The 17,123-nt window shown below is 64.7% G+C and carries 18 protein-coding genes; 3 read left to right on the top strand and 15 right to left on the bottom strand.

The window, feature by feature from the left end; translation table 11 throughout:
- Nucleotides 1–251: 251 nt before the first annotated feature.
- The gene (locus WBG56_RS03385; RefSeq protein ID WP_424265256.1) at nt 252–563 is read right to left on the bottom strand and encodes a DUF4148 domain-containing protein; all 312 of its coding nucleotides are present in this window, start codon (nt 561–563) and stop codon (nt 252–254) included.
- A gap of 223 nt (nt 564–786) precedes the next feature.
- Between WBG56_RS03385 and WBG56_RS03390 the strand changes: the two genes are divergently transcribed.
- Nucleotides 787–1,704, top strand: a complete 918-nt coding sequence (locus tag WBG56_RS03390; protein ID WP_424265257.1) for a LysR substrate-binding domain-containing protein — start codon at nt 787–789, stop codon at nt 1,702–1,704.
- A gap of 24 nt (nt 1,705–1,728) precedes the next feature.
- On the opposite strand, the gene ttcA is transcribed toward WBG56_RS03390, so the two are convergent.
- The 3 genes from ttcA to WBG56_RS03405 are packed head-to-tail and all read right to left on the bottom strand — an operon-like array spanning nt 1,729 to nt 4,977.
- On the bottom strand, nt 1,729–2,775 hold the full coding sequence (gene ttcA, locus WBG56_RS03395; protein ID WP_424265259.1) for a tRNA 2-thiocytidine(32) synthetase TtcA: 1,047 nt from the start codon (nt 2,773–2,775) through the stop codon (nt 1,729–1,731).
- 10 nt (nt 2,776–2,785) lie between these two features.
- Complete coding sequence (locus tag WBG56_RS03400) at nt 2,786–3,184, bottom strand: dihydroneopterin aldolase (protein WP_424265261.1); 399 nt, start codon at nt 3,182–3,184, stop codon at nt 2,786–2,788.
- Nucleotides 3,181–4,977: a M61 family metallopeptidase gene (locus WBG56_RS03405; RefSeq protein WP_424265263.1), complete on the bottom strand. Its 1,797-nt coding sequence runs from the start codon at nt 4,975–4,977 to the stop codon at nt 3,181–3,183. The genes WBG56_RS03400 and WBG56_RS03405 overlap by 4 nt, the downstream gene beginning before the upstream one ends.
- A gap of 25 nt (nt 4,978–5,002) precedes the next feature.
- Between WBG56_RS03405 and WBG56_RS03410 the strand changes: the two genes are divergently transcribed.
- A complete protein-coding gene (locus tag WBG56_RS03410) occupies nt 5,003–5,779 on the top strand; it encodes an enoyl-CoA hydratase (protein ID WP_424265265.1) in 777 nt (258 codons plus the stop codon).
- Nucleotides 5,780–5,801: 22 nt separating this feature from the next.
- On the opposite strand, the gene WBG56_RS03415 is transcribed toward WBG56_RS03410, so the two are convergent.
- The 11 genes from WBG56_RS03415 to WBG56_RS03465 all read right to left on the bottom strand — a co-directional run bounded on the left by WBG56_RS03415 (nt 5,802) and on the right by WBG56_RS03465 (nt 16,340).
- Nucleotides 5,802–6,716 carry a response regulator transcription factor gene (locus tag WBG56_RS03415; RefSeq protein WP_424265267.1) on the bottom strand — a complete coding sequence of 305 codons (915 nt, stop codon included), beginning with the start codon at nt 6,714–6,716 and terminating at the stop codon, nt 5,802–5,804.
- Between the two features lie 112 nt (nt 6,717–6,828).
- On the bottom strand, nt 6,829–7,299 hold the full coding sequence (gene pgaD / locus WBG56_RS03420) for a poly-beta-1,6-N-acetyl-D-glucosamine biosynthesis protein PgaD (RefSeq protein ID WP_424265269.1): 471 nt from the start codon (nt 7,297–7,299) through the stop codon (nt 6,829–6,831).
- Complete coding sequence (pgaC, locus tag WBG56_RS03425; protein WP_424265271.1) at nt 7,296–8,630, bottom strand: poly-beta-1,6-N-acetyl-D-glucosamine synthase; 1,335 nt, start codon at nt 8,628–8,630, stop codon at nt 7,296–7,298. Before pgaC ends, pgaD begins: the two co-directional genes overlap by 4 nt.
- 12 nt (nt 8,631–8,642) lie before the next feature.
- Nucleotides 8,643–10,682 (bottom strand): poly-beta-1,6-N-acetyl-D-glucosamine N-deacetylase PgaB, encoded by a 2,040-nt coding sequence (gene pgaB, locus WBG56_RS03430; protein WP_424265273.1) that lies wholly within the window; start codon nt 10,680–10,682, stop codon nt 8,643–8,645.
- A gap of 14 nt (nt 10,683–10,696) precedes the next feature.
- Nucleotides 10,697–12,961 (bottom strand): poly-beta-1,6 N-acetyl-D-glucosamine export porin PgaA, encoded by a 2,265-nt coding sequence (pgaA, locus tag WBG56_RS03435; protein WP_424265275.1) that lies wholly within the window; start codon nt 12,959–12,961, stop codon nt 10,697–10,699.
- A gap of 22 nt (nt 12,962–12,983) precedes the next feature.
- Nucleotides 12,984–13,301, bottom strand: coding sequence for a curli-like amyloid fiber formation chaperone CsgH (gene csgH, locus WBG56_RS03440; RefSeq protein ID WP_424265277.1), 318 nt, complete (start codon nt 13,299–13,301; stop codon nt 12,984–12,986).
- 86 nt (nt 13,302–13,387) lie between these two features.
- On the bottom strand, nt 13,388–13,891 hold the full coding sequence (locus WBG56_RS03445; protein ID WP_424265279.1) for a hypothetical protein: 504 nt from the start codon (nt 13,889–13,891) through the stop codon (nt 13,388–13,390).
- Nucleotides 13,892–13,985: 94 nt separating this feature from the next.
- Entirely contained in the window at nt 13,986–14,531 is a 546-nt protein-coding gene (locus WBG56_RS03450) for a hypothetical protein (protein WP_424265281.1), read from the bottom strand.
- Nucleotides 14,532–14,576: 45 nt separating this feature from the next.
- Nucleotides 14,577–15,515 (bottom strand): CsgG/HfaB family protein, encoded by a 939-nt coding sequence (locus tag WBG56_RS03455; protein ID WP_424265283.1) that lies wholly within the window; start codon nt 15,513–15,515, stop codon nt 14,577–14,579.
- Between the two features lie 33 nt (nt 15,516–15,548).
- Nucleotides 15,549–15,896 carry a curli assembly protein CsgF gene (locus tag WBG56_RS03460; RefSeq protein ID WP_424265285.1) on the bottom strand — a complete coding sequence of 116 codons (348 nt, stop codon included), beginning with the start codon at nt 15,894–15,896 and terminating at the stop codon, nt 15,549–15,551.
- A complete protein-coding gene (locus tag WBG56_RS03465) occupies nt 15,897–16,340 on the bottom strand; it encodes a curli production assembly/transport protein CsgE (protein ID WP_424265287.1) in 444 nt (147 codons plus the stop codon).
- Nucleotides 16,341–16,715: 375 nt separating this feature from the next.
- On the opposite strand from WBG56_RS03465, the gene WBG56_RS03470 reads away from it, so the two are divergent.
- The gene (locus WBG56_RS03470) at nt 16,716–17,117 is read left to right on the top strand and encodes an ATP synthase subunit I (protein ID WP_424265289.1); all 402 of its coding nucleotides are present in this window, start codon (nt 16,716–16,718) and stop codon (nt 17,115–17,117) included.
- Nucleotides 17,118–17,123: the final 6 nt, after the last annotated feature.

Genomic DNA, 17,123 nt, shown 5'->3' on the forward strand with positions numbered 1-17,123 from the left:
GTTGGTAGGCGGCGCAGGCGAGATGAATCTTGAAAACAACCGGTGCTTGTGGAAATGAATGTCACTTTCCGAAGCAACTGGATCAGTTTCCTGCCGTGAGGAAGAATCTGTCAATGCGGGATTACAGTAGCTGATTCGCTGGCCGGGAGAGCGTAAAAGGCGGGGCCGTCCGGGTGTGCGCCCGGGTGCGTCAGGCGTAAAAAAAGCTCGCCGCGCATGGCGCGCGGCGAGCTTTTGGGTTCGGGCCTGTCTTACAGCACGTTGGGGTATTGGTTGTCTTCGCCGATGCTGACCAGGCCGGCGCTCTTGGCCTGCTGCAGTTCATTCAGGACCTGGGCGCGGGTCAGGGACGAACCATCGTTCTGCAGGCGGGGGTAGTCGGTGTGTTCGCCTGTGGTGACCAGGCCTTGGGATTGCGCCACCTGCAGCGCCTGGACGACTTCCGCCCGGGTTTGAGTGCTGGGGGTCACGATTTCCGGATAGTTGGCTTCATCAGCCTGCGCGATTCCGACGGAGGCAAGGCCCAGTGACAGGGCGACGATAGCAGTGGCAGCGACTTTCATGATGGTTTCCTTCAGTTCAAGTTGAAATGAGAGGCGGGGTCACCACGGGCTTTCCGCGTCGTGTTGCCGACCCCGTCTCCATGGAAAACAGTGTGCGCGTTTGCTGCGCTGCGATAAACTGGGGCAATGCGAATTCAGCTTTCCATTTTTATCGACAATCGGTCGTCGGCTCCGGATGGTCCGGCAGTCTCGGCAGACCGTTTGCATACGCTGACTGCAGGCCATGTCTCCGTCCCTGAACGATATTGAACTGTTTGTCGAGGTGGCCCGCAGCCGTGGCTTTACCCGTGCGGGCGAGGCGCTGGGGATGCCGGCCTCGACCATTTCGCGGCGTATCTCGCAACTGGAAAAATCGGTCGGGGTGCGCCTGCTGAATCGGTCCACGCGCCAGGTCGTGCTGACCGAGGCGGGGGCTGCCTACTTCGGGCGTTGCAGGCATATCGTCGAGGAGGCCCGCATTGCGCACGAAGCCTTGCTGGATGATGCCCAACAGCCGCGCGGCCATCTCAAAGTCTCGCTGCCGTCCAGCCTGGCGCTGGCTTTTCTGCAGCGGGCATTGCCCGAGTTTTCCCGGCGCTACCCGGAGATCGAGTGCGAGTACGACCTGAGCGTGCGCAAGATCGATTTGCAGGCGGACGGCTTTGATGTCGTGATCCGGGCTTCGCATCTGCCGGACTCGGGCATCGTGTCGCGGCGCTTGGGGACCTTGTCGCTGGGGCTTTTCGCGTCCGCGGAATACCTGCGCCTGCACGGTGTTCCCGATGACCCCGCCGATCTGTCCGGGCACCAGTGCCTGCGCGCCAGCGCAGGACGCGAGGATTCCGTGTGGAAGCTGTGTACGTCCCTGGGCGAAGAGCGGCATGTCCGGGTCGGCGGGCGGATCGCAATGAACCACGTGCTGATGCTCAGGCACATGGCCGTGCAGCATGCGGGCATTGTGCCGTTGTCGGTGCGCGCCAATCAGTACGAGGGCGATCTGGTCCGGGTGTTGCCGGCATGGTCCTTCGAGGCGATCCCGATGGTCGCTTTATTCCCGTCTCGCATGATGCCGGCGCGCACGCGCGCGTTTCTCGATTTCCTGGACGAGCAACTGGCGCACGTCGCTATTCTGGGCGGAGGGGCCGCGCCCGAGGCCGCCTGACTGACGGACGGATGCGCAGGCGGGTCAGGGCTGCCCCAGCGGCCGCACGCGCGGCCGGGCGATCACCTGTTCGATCGCATCGCTGGACGCGGCGATGGGATTGCCGTCGCCGTCGGCATCTTCGTCCTCGGAGAACGCAGGCATGGGGAACTCCTCCTCGTCGAAGGCCCGGTCGCCGTCGGCGTCGGCCAGGCCCGTCGGGCGCAGGCCGCTGAAATCCATCAGGTTCGGGTCCATCAGGTGGGACGGCACCACGTGCGACAGAGCCCGGAACACATTCCAGGTGCGGTTGGTGAAGTGCCGGTCCCATTCTTCCAGCATGCGGCTGATTTCCTTGCGTTTCAGGTTCTCTTGCGAGCCGCAGAGATTGCAGGGAATGATCGGGAATTCGCGCAATCTGGCATAGGCGATCAGGTCTTTTTCACGCACATAGGCCAACGGCCGGATGACGATGTGCTCGCCGTTGTCCGAGACCAGCTTCGGAGGCATGGCCTTCATGCGGCCGCCGTAGAACAGATTCAGGAAAAACGTCGCCAGGATGTCGTTGCGGTGGTGCCCCAGGGCGATCTTGGTGGCGCCCAGTTCGCGGGCCACGCGGTACAGTGCGCCCCGGCGCAGGCGCGAGCACAGGGAGCAGGTCGTCTTGCCCTCCGGAATCAGGCGCTTGACCACCGAATAGGTGTCCTGGTTCTCGATGTGGAAGGGGATGCCGCGCGCGCTCAGGTAGTCGGGCAGCACGTGTTCGGGGAACCCCGGCTGCTTCTGGTCCAGGTTGACGGCGATGACGTCGAAATGGATGGGCGCGCGCTCGCGCAACGTCAACAGAATATCCAGCAGGCCGTAGGAATCCTTGCCCCCCGACAGGCAGACCATGACGCGGTCGCCATCCTCGATCATCCGGTAGTCGCCGATGGCCTTGCCGGTTTCGCGCAGCAGCCGCTTGACCAGTTTGTTTTCGCTGACGCTGTGGCGGGCATGGCGTGCGGCGGGCGTGTCGCCGTCGGGGCTGGCAGGCGAGAGGTGTTCTGCGGCAATGCCGGCCGTTTGGGGATGAGGAGTGGATGCGGACATGGTGCGGGGGTCAGGCGGCGGTGATGCGGCTGCGCGATTGTTCGATGCAGACGGCGGCGCAGTCGTCGAACGCCTGCGGCTTGCAGATGCGGAGGCGGACGTGCAGGACGTCCGGAAAGTCCCGCAGAATACGGGCCAGGGATCGATCCACCAGGGTTTCCAGCAGGTCGGTGTGGGCGCCGGCGGCTTCCTGGATCAGGGCGTCGCGCAGCAGACGGTAGTCCAGCACGCTGCCGATGTCGGCGTCGTTCACCGGCCGCGAGGCATCGGTGTCGAATTCGGCATGGATGCGCAGGGGCTGGCGGACGGCCCGTTCGTGGTCCAGCATGCCGATGGACGCCGAGACTCGCAGATCGTCCAGGATCACGCGGCGGGTGTCGATGCCGGAGGCTTGGTCGGCGGGCTTCATGCCGCAGGGCCTGAAGAGAGGGCGCCGGAGACCGTGCGTTCCAGCCGGTGCTTCAGGGCGGGGGGCTGGCCCAGCCGCGCCCGGTACTGGCGCAATTCGTCGCGTCGGAAGACATGCAGCGTGACCCGATCGCCCGCCTGGCGGCCGTCCAGCAGCGTGTCCAGGCTGGCAGTGTCGGTGACGCGCAAGCCGTCCATGGCAATCAACAGGTCGCCGGCCGACAGGCCTGCGCGATGGGCGGCGCCTTGTTCGTACACCGTGGCCAGGCGCAGGCCGCCCGTGTCGGGGCGGGTGCGCACATCCAGCGTGGGCCGGGTGTTCTCCGGCTCGGCCGTCAGTGTGATGCCGGCGCGGGCCAGTGCGGCTTTCAGGGGGACGTCGGCGCAGCCCTCGGCGTAGCGGGCGATGAAATCGCCGAGGTCCACGCCGGTGGCCTGCCGGATCAGGGCGGGCAGGGCGTCTTCCGGCACACCCCGGGGGCGGCCCTGGAAGAAGTCGCGTCCGTACCGGTCCCACAACAGGCGCATCACGTCGTCCAGGCTGCGGGTATGGCCCGACCGATGGCGGATTTCCAGATCCAGCCCCAGGGCGACCAGGGCGCCCTTGGTGTAGTAGCTGACCAGGGCGTTGGGGGAGTTTTCATCCTGCTTGTAATAGCGCGTCCAGGCGTCGAAGGAACTGTCGGCGACGGATTGCTTCAAGCGGCCGCCGCCGCGCAGCACCTGGTCCAGGGGACGGGCCAGCAGCTTCAGATAGGCGGGCTCGTCGATGACGCCCGAGCGCAGCAGCATCAGGTCGTCGTAGTATGAGGTGAAGCCTTCGAAGACCCACAGCAGGCGTGTGTGGTTGGGCCGGCCCAGATCGTAGGGCGCGAAGGCGGCCGGCTTGATGCGCTTGACGTTCCAGGTGTGGAAATATTCATGGCTGACCAGCCCCAGGAAGGTCTGGTAGCCTTCGGGAGCCGGCCGCCCGCGCATGGGCAGGTCGTGCCGGCTGGTCATCAGCGCCGTGGACGCCCGGTGTTCCAGGCCGCCGTAGCCGTCGCCCGTGATCGTGGTCAGGAAGGTGTAGTGGTCGGCGCTGTCCAGGAAGGGGGCCCGCCGCGTCGCGGGTTCAAACAGTTCGATCTGCGCGGCGCAGATCTTTTGCACGTCGGCGGCGATGCGCTCCAGGTCCAATTGCGGGGCCACCCCGGTGAAGACCAGGTGGTGGACGGCGCCGTGGGCCTCGAAACTGATGGATTGCGGGGTGCCGATTTCCACCGGATGGTCGATCAGCGCGTCGTAGTCGCTGGCGCGGTAGCTGCCAAAGCCGCGTGGCTTGGCGCAATCCGGCCGGCCGACGGCAGGCGGCAGGCTGGTGTGGACCTGCCAGCCTTTGGCGTGGCCGGGGGGGCTGAGTTCCAGCAGGCAGGGGCGGGCTTCCTGTCCCGCGACGGCCAGGAACAGGCTGCAGCCGTTGAAGAAGGCGTGGCTTTCGTCGAAGTGCGCTCCGCGCACGGACAAGTCCCAGGCGTAGACTGTGTAGTCGATCGTCAGCGCTCCGCGCGCCGGGGCGCAGCGCCAGGTGTGGCTGTCGGTTTTTCGGACGGTCACCGCGCCGTTCGCGTCCCGCGCCTGCAGAGTTTCGATCTGTCGGGCAAAATCACGAATCAGGTAGCTGCCCGGGATCCAGGCGGGCAGGCGCAGCATCTGACCCTTGGGGTCGGGCTGCGATATGGTCAGTCGGATGGCGTAGCGGTGGCCCGCGGGGTCGGCCAGGCGCACCCGGTAGCAAATCAGTTCGTCTTTCATTCCGCTAGTTTACTTTGGAGGCAACATGAGCGAAGCATTGGTAAAGGTTGAGGTTCGCGGGCGCGTCGGGCTGCTGACCCTGAACCGTCCCCAGGTCCTGAATGCACTCAGCAATGAGGTCATCGATGAACTCTCGGCCGCTGTGCGGGCCTTCGAGGCGGACGAGAACATCGGCGCCATGGTGCTGACGGGCAGCGAAAAGGCCTTTGCGGCGGGCGCCGATATCGGCGCCATGGCGGGCTGGTCCTACATGGACGTCTACAAGGCCGATTACCTCGGCGGCAACTGGGACGCGTTGCGCCGCGCCCGCAAGCCCATCATCGCGGCGGTGTCCGGCTACGCGCTGGGCGGCGGCTGCGAACTGGCCATGTTGTGTGATTTCATCATCGCCGCCGAAAACGCCAAATTCGGGCAGCCGGAAATCAAGCTGGGCGTGATTCCCGGCTATGGCGGCACGCAGCGCCTGCCGCGCGCCGTGGGCAAGGCCAAAGCCATGGACCTGGTGCTGACCGGCCGCATGATGGATGTGAACGAAGCCGAACGCGCGGGCTTGGTGGCGCGCATCGTGCCGGTGGACAAGCTGCTGGACGAGGCGATCGAGGCCGCCACGGTGATTGCCTCCATGTCGTTGCCGGCGGTGATGATGGCCAAGGAATGCGTCAATCGCGCCTTCGAGGCGACTCTGGACGAGTCGCTGCTGTTCGAGCGCCGCAATTTCCATGCCCTGTTTTCCACCGAAGACCAGAAGGAAGGCATGAAGGCCTTTGTGGAAAAGCGCAAGCCCGACTTCAAGCATCGCTGATGGCGTCGGTGTGCGGTCTTCGTCAACCCGGGACGGGAGGGGATGCGTCGCCGTCCGCCCTCGGGACGGCATCCTTCGCGGGCGGTTCGCGCCAGCCGAAGGTGGCTCCGCGCGATATCGCGGTGTAGACCGCCGCATTGCGGTTGTTGACGCCGAGCCGTTGATATAGCGCCTCGGCGTGGGTCTTGGCGGTGGCGAGCGAGATGTCGAGTTCCCGGCTGACCTTCTTGAGCGGGTAGCCCTGGGCCAGCATGGCCAGGACTTCGTATTGGCGGGGGGTCAGCTGCAGGATGCAGGCCTCCCGGGTGATGCGCTCGGGCGTCAGGGCCTGGAAATCGGGCGGCTCTTTGCGGTTGCCTTCCGGTGCGGGCCGGTGCGGTTGCTGCGGCAGCTCTCGGCTGGAGGCAGCCGAGGGGGACAGCAGATTGACGCTGGCGGGTACCTCGAGGCTCGGCTCGCAGGTCATTTCACCGCTGTCGTACCAACGGCGCTTCGGGATGGCTCCCGGTTCGGATTTTTCGCCAGCCATGGGAGCGGCGCGTGCGCGGTCGGGGTATGGGAAGCACTTGCCCCCGGCCAGCACCAGCATGACCGAGGTCTTCAGCACCTCCTGAGAGGAATGCTTGTACAGGTAGCCCGCCAGCTCGCCCGGCAGGTTCAGCAGGGAATAGGACAGCGATGGGGTGTCCGAGAGCAGCAGAATGCGGCGCGGCGCATAGCCTTGTTGCGCTGCCGTGACCAGTTCGAAGACGCGGCCGTACGCATCGGGGACCGACAGCAGCATCAGATCGATGTGGCATGGCCGGGTGGTGGGCCCCTGGAATAATTGGGTGTAATCCAGCCCCGTGGTTGTGATGCGGCGATCCAGTGTCTGGAGCATGTTCAGAAGACCCAAGCGTACGAGCGTGTTGGGTTCCGCTACGGTGATGATCGCCATGATGCCAAGCCTCTTGCCGGACTACGCAAGCAACTATTGTTTATTTGACTCGCAATTCCTTGCAATCAATATCCGTTGCGCGAGGCGGCATCTTGTTTTCAGATGTTTCCCTTCAGCGCCATGCCGCAAGATGGATGGCCGGGACTGAACGCGTGCAGGATTGCTCGTCCAGCGCCATCCGGCTGATCTGGCCATCTTGAGCATGATGCATGCGAATGTTGCGGCTGGCGTGAAGATCCGCTACCTGTGCGGGATTCAGGCGGAAGCTTGCCGCGAGCGCCCAGTCGGTGAGCGCAGTTTGCGTCTTGCGTCGATCGGCATGACTGAAGCGCCAGGCGTTGTAACTGGCCCATGAATACAACAGCAGGCCAATACATATGGATACGGATGGATAGACTAGTAACGCATGCGCATCCGTCAGGAGGCGAACGACCGCCGGCGCGGCGTGATCCGCTGCCGGCGCGGTCAGCGCGGATCGGATGCCGGATACCAGCAGGTAGAGGAACACGGTCCAGGCCAGCGCGGTCAGCAGGCTGTCAATCAATTGGCCCGGCAGGGATCTTGGGGTTCGGATGATCATCATGATGTGGGTGCCTTGATGCCGCGATCGGGGCTGTTCCAGCGGGCGCGGTGGTGGTGTCGCTTGAGCATGACCTTGGGAAAGGCGCAGAGCGTCGTCAATAGGCCGATGGCCCAGTAGGCCAGCGGGTACCAGATCACCCAGTACAGGGTGCGCATCAGCCCGGGCTCGTAGCGCCGGTCGATGAAGACGCTCAGGCCGAACTGCAGCAGGCAGGCCGTCGCCAGCACCAGGCCGGTGAAGGCGGGGGGCGCCAGCGTTTCGACGCGGATGTGCTCCGGCAGATGGATGAACAGTCCGGCGGCCCACAGCGCGATGCTCAGGACAAGGGCGAACGCCCAGATCGTGGATACGCCGTATTCCAGCACCATGGGCCAGAGGCGTCGATGGTGCCAGGACCAGATGTTCGGGATATTCTTGATGAAGACTTCGGCCCCGCCCCGCGCCCACCGCAATCGCTGTTGCCAGAGTCCGCGCAGGGTTTCGGGCATCAGAATCCAGCACAGGGCGCGCGGCTCGAAGAAAATCGACCAATGATCCCGCTGCAGTTTCCAGCTGATATCGATGTCCTCGGTGGACATGTCCAGGCTCCAGTAGCCGACCCGGTCCAGAGCGCTGCGCCGGAATGCGGCGATGACGCCCGAAACGGTGAAGACCTGGCCGTAGACGCGCTGCGTGCGCTTGATCAGCCCCACGATGGACGAGAACTCGCCGACCTGGATCCGGCCGATCAAGGTCGAGCGGGTGCGGATGCGCGGATTGCCGGTGACCGCGCCGACCCGGGGATGGCGGATGAGCGGTGCGACCAGATAGCTTGCCGCGTCCCGGTTCAGCAGGGCGTCGCCGTCGATGCAGACCAGGTAGTCGCTGCGAGCCGCCAGCGCCCCCATGCGCAGGGCCATGGCCTTGCCCTGGTTCTGCGCCAGGTGGATGACGCGCAGCCGATCGTGGACGGCCGCCAGTCCGTCGAGCAGCGCTTCCGTGCCGTCATTGGACCCGTCGTTGATGGCGATGACTTCGGTGCGCAGATAGCGCTGGTCAAGCGCGGCCAGGATGGCGTCCGCGCCGTGTTCCGCTTCGTTGTGGCAGGGGATCAGGATGGAGATCATGGGGTTGCCCGGCAGCTCCGGTGGCGGGTCGTCCGGGCTCCAGGACCAGTGGCGTTCCCAATGCGCCCAGAAATACAGGCCGCCGAGCATCCATAGCCCCGACATGAACAGGGGATAGAAAAAAACGAAATCCAGGATCAGGTCGCCGGTCCACACGAGGGCGGCGCCGATAGGCGCCCCCACGACGAGGCACAGCGTCAGGAAAGCCAGCAGGCGGTCCGGCATGATGCGGTCTCCTCACCGATAGGGATACCAGGCGTTCGAGATGGCCGGGCGGATGGCGTTCAGCACGGGCTGGTTCTGGACGAAATCGTCCGGGTAGTAGCCGAAATTCCGAGCGCCGGCCTGCAGCAGTTGCCGCATCCAGCCGGCCAGGATGCGGGTATCCACGGCCGGCTGTCGCGGCGCGCTCCAGTCGCGGGCCTGCAGTTCGAATACGGTATGGTCCAGGGCGCCCGGATATTGGCCGACCGCGGCCACCAGCCGTTTGATCCAGGCGCTGGATTGGGCGGCGGGCACGCCTTCCATCAGCGGCATGGCCATGGGCACAGTCCAGTCGTAGGCCTTCAGGAAGTCGCCCAGGTTCTGGGCGAACCAGGTTTCGCTGGCGGGGTCCAGAATGGGCGCGGCATACAGGTTGCGCGCGGTCTTGACCTGAGGGCCGCGGATCGCCCGCACGTGCTCGGCCAGTGTCTGGGTGAACTCGATCAGGGCGCGGGTCTTGAAGCGGGTCCAGCGTCGCAGCGTCGCCGGGTCAGCGCGCAGCGCCGGGATGGATGCCGGCAGGCCGGCGCGCCGATATGCCGCCAGGGCGGCCGGGCTGGCGTCCTCGAAGTCGCTCAGCAGCGCGTCGTCGTGAAACAGGATGCCGTCGATGGGAGCGCTGCGGGCCAGATCTTCATAGAGGCCGATGATCGCGGCGCGGGCCTTGGGGTCGAACGGTGAAAGCCTTTGGTATTGATCCGGATCCGGGCGCGGAGCGGCGTCCGGATGGCCGGGGTCCAGGCGCGTGACATGGGCCATGCCCGGCGACAGCTTGAAACTCAGGACCGGCATCCAGGCATAGACCTTGACCCGGGCGCGGGTTTTCAGCTGCCAGACGGCCCGGTTGAACAAGTCGGCCCTCATGGGCAACTGATGGTTCGGGAAGTATACGGATCTGGCCAGGCCGTCGCCTTTGGGATCGGCGAACGCCTGCAAAAAGACGGTGTTGATCTGGAGGTCGGCGATTCTCTGGACCAGGGCGCCCAGGTTCTTGTTCATCTGAACAGGGTCCGCATCGTACACGTAGTCCAGATCCACCTGGACAGCCCGGAAGTTGTCCTGGGATTCGGCGCCCAGCACGGATGCCGCGAATTCGGACATGCCCGGCGAGTCCGATACCAGCAGGCGGGGCATGGACATCAGCTGATCCAGCGAGCCCAGGCCGTCGTCCAGCGTCAGCGCCATCTGATAGCCTTGCTGTCGGATGACCGACAGCGCTTCGCCATTGGCGGCGCCGTAGGGCCAGACCCAGACGCGCGGAGCCTTGCCTGTCGCCTGGCGGATTTTCTGGCTGATCCGCCGCACGTCCTGGGCAATCCGTTGGCGGTAGGCCGCCGCCGTCTCGTAAGACTGCGTCCCGGGGTCGTAGCGGTACGTGCTGGCCGCCGGCTCCTGGTTATCCTGGGGATTCGCCGTGATGCCATGGTGCAGATCGTCCGTGTGCGCGGCGATCTCGACCAACCCGGATCGCGCGGCCTGCCGCACCTCTTCCCAGGTGGCGAAGCGCTCGCGGTGCGCCTGTATCTGTCCGAATCGCACCGGCTGATCGGCCGGGGTGCTGATCCATCGGCCGACGGGGGCCCAGACGGCGGGCCAGTGCATGGCCTTCAGAATCGGCAGGACGCGCGTGTAGAAACTGCGGTAGCCGTCGTCGAAGCTGAGCAGCACTGCTTTGGGCGGCAGCGGCCGGCCGCCGTGGCGGGCCGCCAGGATCTGGTCCACCGACACGGCCTGATAGCCGTTGTCGCGCAGCCACTGCAGCTGCTCGACCAGCAGATCCGTGCGCACGGCCAGGAAGCGTTGATCGGGGTCTTTGTCCTCGATGTCGTGGTAGGCCAGTGTCAGAACCCGATTGGGAGGCCAGGGCTGGTCGGTATGGGCCAAGGGCCGTTGGGCGGGCGGCGTAAAGGCCGGGATGTCCTGCGCGCACCCGGACAGCACGGTCAGGCAGAGCGACATCATCAGCAGCCTCAGGCAGGCGAGGAAGGGCATGGTGATGGGCAAGGATCGCATGGTATGGCCCCGCCTCAGAATCGGTATGTCATGTTGACGACGAAATTGAGGTCCTGCTCGCGCCGCCCGTCGTAGGGCCGGGAGACGCCGGAGGCCATGAAGCTGATCTCCAGGGCGTCGTTGTAGCGGTAGCGCTGGCCGTAGCCCAGCGTGAAAACGCCCCCTGTGCCGTGATCCCGCTGGGTATAGGTCCCGGCCCCCAGCAGAAATTGCTGCTCCCATTGCGTCTCGTACCGTTGATAGAGTGTCTGTGTGATCCGCACGGCCGGCAGGACGCTCAGATCCGAACGGGGATTGAAATATGGCGTGTTTTCCGCCGTATTGCGGGAGGCGGACAGGTCCAGCAGCGCGTCGACTTTGAAGCGGGGCCGGGTGAGCAGGCGCTCTCGCCCTGACAGGTCGGCTTCCAGGCGTGTGTTGCCATCGGAAAAGAAGGACGGGGCCAGCGTCAGGGTCCATTCGCGCTGTTCGTCGCGGCGCCAGCGGATCGAGGCGTTCAGGCGGTTGGCCGTGATGTCCTGCATCAAGGCCCGCAAGGGGGTGTCCCGCGACAGCAGCTCCGCGCCCGCGCCGATCTGCCAATGGTCGTCCAGGTCGACGAGCGCCGAGAGGGCGGCGCCGACCCGGTGCCGGTCGCCATAGTGGTTGCCCGATACCTCGGCTTGCGCGGTGATGTCGCGGCTGCGCCATTCCAGCCCGGCGCGCATCCAGTCGTAGCGGCCCAGGCCTTCCTTGAACTGACCTTCCGAGTGGCCCAGGCCGGTGAAGGCCCGCCAGTGGTCGTCGAATGGAGGGGAATAAAGGACCGAGTCGATGTTCCAGTCGCGGCTGCCCTGAGTCGGACTGTCCGTGGAGGTTCCGAAACCTGTCGTCGTGCGCCACTCGGCCATGTCGTGCACATGCCACTCCCGGGCCAGGCGCTGAACAGCCTGATCCTCCGGCGCGCGGGTTGTCAGGTCATCGAGCAGCAGCCTGGCCTGGCGCCATTCCTGCAGGGCCAGCGCCGTTTCCGCCTGATTGACCTCGATGTCGATGGAGCGGGGCGCCAGGGTTTGTCCAATCTTCAGGTCGCGCTCGGCCTGGCGCGGCAGATCGCGGGCGCGGTAGACCTGGGACCTGGCCGCCCGCAGGCCGGCGTTGTTCGGCGCGTCTTCCACCATGTGATCCAGCCTGGTCTGCGCCAGCCCGGTATCGCCTTCGTACAGCGTGCTCATGGCCTGGGTCAGGGCTGCGCTCAGCTTCGGCGGGTTGGGGTGGCGTACCGGGTCGCCTTGGTAATAGATCCAGGTCGGCAAGGACTGCGCCGTCTGCGCCAGGGCGGCGCGCGCCTGGCCGGCATCCGGGTCGCCGGATTCCGTCAGCGCGTAGAACAGGCCGGTCCTGTCGGCGAGCCGGCCGGATGCCTGCGCGCCGTCCGCGGATGAGTCCAGTGACCGTTTGAACAGCCGTGCGGCCTTGTCCGGCTGGCGCAGATCCAGGTAGGCGGCGGCGACGTCGCTCAGCACGTAGGCCGGGACGGGCGTGCCTTCGGCTTGCATGGTTTCGTAATCCCGCGTGACGTCCTGCGGGCGGTGGCGGGCGGCCAGGGCCTGCAGGCGGTCCGCCTTGGCGCGATTGACGCTGGGCAGGGCGGAGGGTCCCAGGGATTCCCATTGCGGGATCAGCCGGTCATACATGGCCAGCGCGCGATCCGCCAGGGCGTACCGGCTGGCCTCGCCTCGGGATTCGGCGGCGGCGGCCCGCGTCAGCTGGGCGGCGACATCCGCCTGCAGGCCGCGGATCGATTCCGGGGATACGATGTCGGGGTGGTCTTGCGCCAGGCGCAGGGCGGACTCGGGCAGCCGGGCCTGTTGCTGAGCCTGGATATACGCGCGGATGACGTAAGGCACGTGAGGCGCCAGGTCGTATGCGGCGGAAGCCTGTTCCAGTGCTGCGTAGGGTTGTCCCGCCAGATGGTAGGCATAGGCCAGGGTCAGGCGGCTGTCCGCGATCGCCGGTTGCCGGGCGACGAGTTGCCGGCCCTGCCGGATCGCGTCGTCGGTGCGGCCCGCGTCGGCCAGGGTCATGATGTGACCGTACGTGAAGGCGGGATGATGGGGAAAGCGGCGCTCCCCTTCTCGATAAGCGGCGATGGCTTCATCCCAGCGCTGGCCGTCCCGGTACGCGCGCGCCTGCTGGATCAAGGCTTCGGAGCCTTGGGACGGCGCTCCCGATGCGGGACCCGGCAGCGCCAGGGACAGGCAAAGGGTCAGCGCGACGGGCAGCAGTCCGGTGAGCACGGTGAACCTCGCGGGAGGGTGGCTAGGGATTGCGCGGGCAGTCGAACTGATAGGAGCCCGCGGGATTGCCGTTGGCAAACAGGACCAGCTCGATCTTGCATTGATCCTGTTGGCCGACAGAGAGGGAGAATCGCGTCAGGGCGGTGGGCTGATTGGCCTGCAGCCGCACGCCGCCGCTTTGATTGATGGTGGAGGAGCCGCTGCGCCCCCTTTTGGTGGCGCTGAGCTGATACTGGACGATGCCCGCTTCAGGGCTTTGCACGTAGGGGATGACCACGCTGGGGTGTGTGCCTGGCAGGGTGTCCAGCCATACCTGCAGATTGACGTCCGCTGCCAACATGATCCTCTCCCGGGAGTTTGATGAACCGATGTGGTCTCAGGCGGGCCTGGAGGCCCGCCTGAGATGGGGCCGTTGCGGCCCAGGACTTACCAGCCGGTCTGGGTGATGGTGGACGTGTTCAAGGTGCCGATCTGGACCGAAGAGGCATTCAGGTGGTCGCCCACCTGAGTCACCTTGACGGTGTTCAGCGTGCCGTTCTGATATACGTCGGACTTCTGGTTCCAGCCATCCGTTTGGGATGTCGTCGCCTTGTTCAGGGTGCCGATCTGGACGATCTTGGAGTCCGCATCGCCGGTGCCCGTTTGCGTCGCCTTGGCCGTGTTCAGAGTGCCGTTCTGGTAAATGTCGATCATGACCGACCCGGGATGCCAGAACCAGCCCTCGTCATTGTCCTTCTGGGTCGCCGTGGCCTTGTTGAGCGTGCCGATCTGGACGATATCGGCCGTTGCGTCCGCGTTGTAGGCCTGGGTGATGTCGGAATCGTTCAGGACGCCGTTCTGATAGTTGCTGGCGGAGCTGCCCGCGAAGGCAGCAGTCCCTGCGAAGGCCAGGGCAAGACCGGATGCCAGTGCGCAAAACTTCGTGTTCATGGTGATTCTCCTCTATGGCCAAGACCTGATTGAGAGATACGCCGCTCGGCGGTCTTGAAACCGGGCTTTGTGAAAAGGTGAGGGCAGTCCCGACTTACCGGTAGACGTTCATGATCAGGCCGGTCCCGATCTGGATGATGGGTGGGATCGACCCCGGGATCGTCTGCTGGACAGTGGCCTGGTTGAAGTTGCCCACCTGGTCCACCCGGGCGAAGGCGCTGCTGGTGAACTGCTCCAGCCGGACGCGGTTCCCCGTGCCCTGCTGATTGATCTCGGCCGAGTCGTTGCTGCCGGTCTGGGTGAGCTGTATGTCGTTGTTGTTGCCTTGCTGCGTGGCGCTGGCGGTGTTCCCCGCCCCGGTCTGGGACAGAGTGGCGGTATTGCTGTTTCCGATCTGCTGCACCGAGGCGACCTCGGCGGCGCCCCGCTGCGTGATGTGGCTGGTGTTCTGGACCCCCTGCTGGACCGCGTTGGCCGTCAGGGATGCCGTGCCCAGTTCCACGGGCGGCAGTTCCGACAAGGGCGACAGATCGGGAGAGCAGTAACCGGTCAGCGGCAGGGCGCCCAGCAGGGCGAAGAGACATAGACCCAGGCCCCGCCGGGCTGGGCGATGGGGGGCGGTTGGTTTGCGTTCGGTCATGATGAACTCCTGATCAGGCGGCTGGCATCGCGCGCATGGCGGCGATCAGTGGCTGCTGTCCGTTGTGGCGGCTGCCTCTTCCGGCTGGGCGGGCTCCCGCTTGGTGACGGTGAGGTATTCCTTCTCGGCATTCAGGTAACGCTGGATGACGGGGCTGTTCCAGTCGTTCGGGTTTTTCAGGCGCCATAGATTGTCTTTGATGCCTTGGACCGTCAGGTGCATGACGGCCGCATCGATGGCCTCCTTGACGGCCAGTTGGGCGGGTTCGTTGTGGGTGTAGCCGCCCTCGATCTCCAGCAGGTCGTAGTAATTGACGAAGCGGAAATAGCTGGGATGGATTTCATACGAGAAAATGGTCTTGGTGGTGGACACGCTGTTCAGGACGGCGCCGGTCATGACATCCACTGCCCGCAGGTTGATCGTGACCTGATCCACGCTGTACTGGGTGGTCAGTCCGATGCCCAGGAATTTGGCGCCCAGGCCGCCCGTGCGGGTGTTGGTGTCATAGGCGACGACCCCGCCTTCCAGAATGATCGAAGCCGGCAGCAGGTTCGGCACCTGGCCTTTCTGGCTGCCGTCGGTGGGGTGGTCGTCGACCGCCCGCAGGACGCGCCGTTCGGTCAGCAGGGATTGCAGGCCCTCCCGTTCGACGGGGACGTACCAGCCGGAATCCTTCAGCGCCTTCACCAGCATCGATGCCGCGCCCTGGGTCACGGCCGTGGAAAACGCGCTGTTGGGAGAAGGCTTGTATTGGCCTGTCTCGTCGCGGAACCCGTAGACGGCCGCCACGATTTTTTGCTGAGGAGGCGGCAGCCGCATCAGATCCACGGTGGACGGCGTCGCCGGCGTCAGATGGGCTTCATTGGAAACCGTGGCGGGTTTCTGCAGGGCGCAGGCCGACAAGGTGAGGGTGACGAGTGCGCTCACGCACAAGCGGCGTGCCCGGAACACGGCTGGGAAGACCGGCATCGCTAGGGTGTCCATGGTGAATCCTTATGTTTGTTTCTTGGTCTGGTTTCACGGGTTGCTTGTGTTCAGCGTGATGGGATGCGCGTTGCCGTTGTTGTCCACCCAGTACAACTGGTTGCCTTTCTGAATCAGGAATCCGTTGTTGGTCTGGATAATCTGGCCGATTTCATCGATGCCGAGATCTTCCGTAGGGAATGGATAGCGTTTTTGCGTCTGCGCGCTTTGCAGCAGGAACGATCCATTGAGCGGGTTGCCGCCGAACGAAGGGTTGACGGGCGTGTATGTCAGTTGACTCGCCTGGGCGGGGCCCGCCATGAGGGCGCTGCTTGCGGCGGTCATCATCAGCAACTGGAGCGCCGTTCCGCGGCCGCAGTGTCTGGCAATATGTAAATTCATTTACATCTCCTCGGGGCCCAGGTCGCTATCCTGGACGAACTTGCGCTGAACGTTGATGATGCTGATGTTTTCGTGAACGATGGCGACCGCTTTCTTGCTTTCTTCCTGAGCCCGCGAACGGGCCGGCGACAGAAAGGTGTGAAAGACCGTCTGATCCAGATAGCTGACCCAGATCTCGCTGCCGAATTGGGCGGTTGGACGTTCAATCACGGTCATCGTGTCTTGCGCATCCGGGTAGAGCGCCTGCCAGATCTGCGAGAAGTTCTGGTAGAAGTCCCATCCCAGCACGGTAATGGTCCGGTTGATCACCAAGCCCCTCAGCGGATCTGTATTGATCTGCCCCTGGTCCAGCGTGCTTTTCGGGGCCTCCGGTTCTTGCGCGGCCGCCATCGTGCTCATCAGAGCCACGGCGATGACACCGATCCGAAGATTCAGGGGCGACACGGTGACCCTCCTGCGAAAAGCCCGTTTCTTGCTGTGTGATGCTTGGAAACGATCTTAAGAGTTTGCAATGTCGTTACACATAGGATGGATAATCTAGATCGTCCGGCTGGATCGGCCTTGCGCCTCATCCAAACGATGTAATGCCTGGACGGATGCGGGGCGGGCAAACAACGCACGGGAAAACTAGGTTAAAATGGTGCGCCTTTTGGGGTGGGGCTCTGAACCTCGTGCCAAAAAAAGCTATAATTCAACGGTTTGACTGATTGCCTGGTGATTTGATCGCCGGGCCATGAGCGGGTTTTTATGGGTGATCGGGCCACATCGGATCCGTGCAATGGGTTGGATGATGGGTCGTTGGGCGCGGCTGAGCCGCTGATGCTCGACGATGCGGAACGCGCCCTCATCGCCAGACGCTCGCGAGTTGGTCTGTTTCGGGCGCTGGCAGCGCAGGCATTCACGGGGATGCTGGTGGTGCTGGGGGCCTGGGGGATTGCTGGGAAAGACGCTGGGGCTTCCGCCTTGATTGGGGCGGCAGCCTATTTTGTACCCAACGCACTGTTCGCCATGCGACTGCTGCTGGGGTACTTCGGGCCGAAACGCCCGGGATCGCTCGCCTTTTTCTGGGGCGAACTCCTCAAGCTGCTGGTCGTGGCGGGGGTGGTGGTCCTGGTGGCGTGGCAGTGGGCCGGCTGGTTGAACTGGCTGGCTTTCCTGCTGGGCCTGCTGGGCGTCATGAAGGGGTATGTGGTGTTGCTGGCCTTGCGCCGCCTGCCATGATTTGAT

Origin of the sequence: Castellaniella sp., from assembly GCF_049671645.1 — a bacterium.
In the GTDB taxonomy this organism is placed as follows: domain Bacteria; phylum Pseudomonadota; class Gammaproteobacteria; order Burkholderiales; family Burkholderiaceae_B; genus Castellaniella.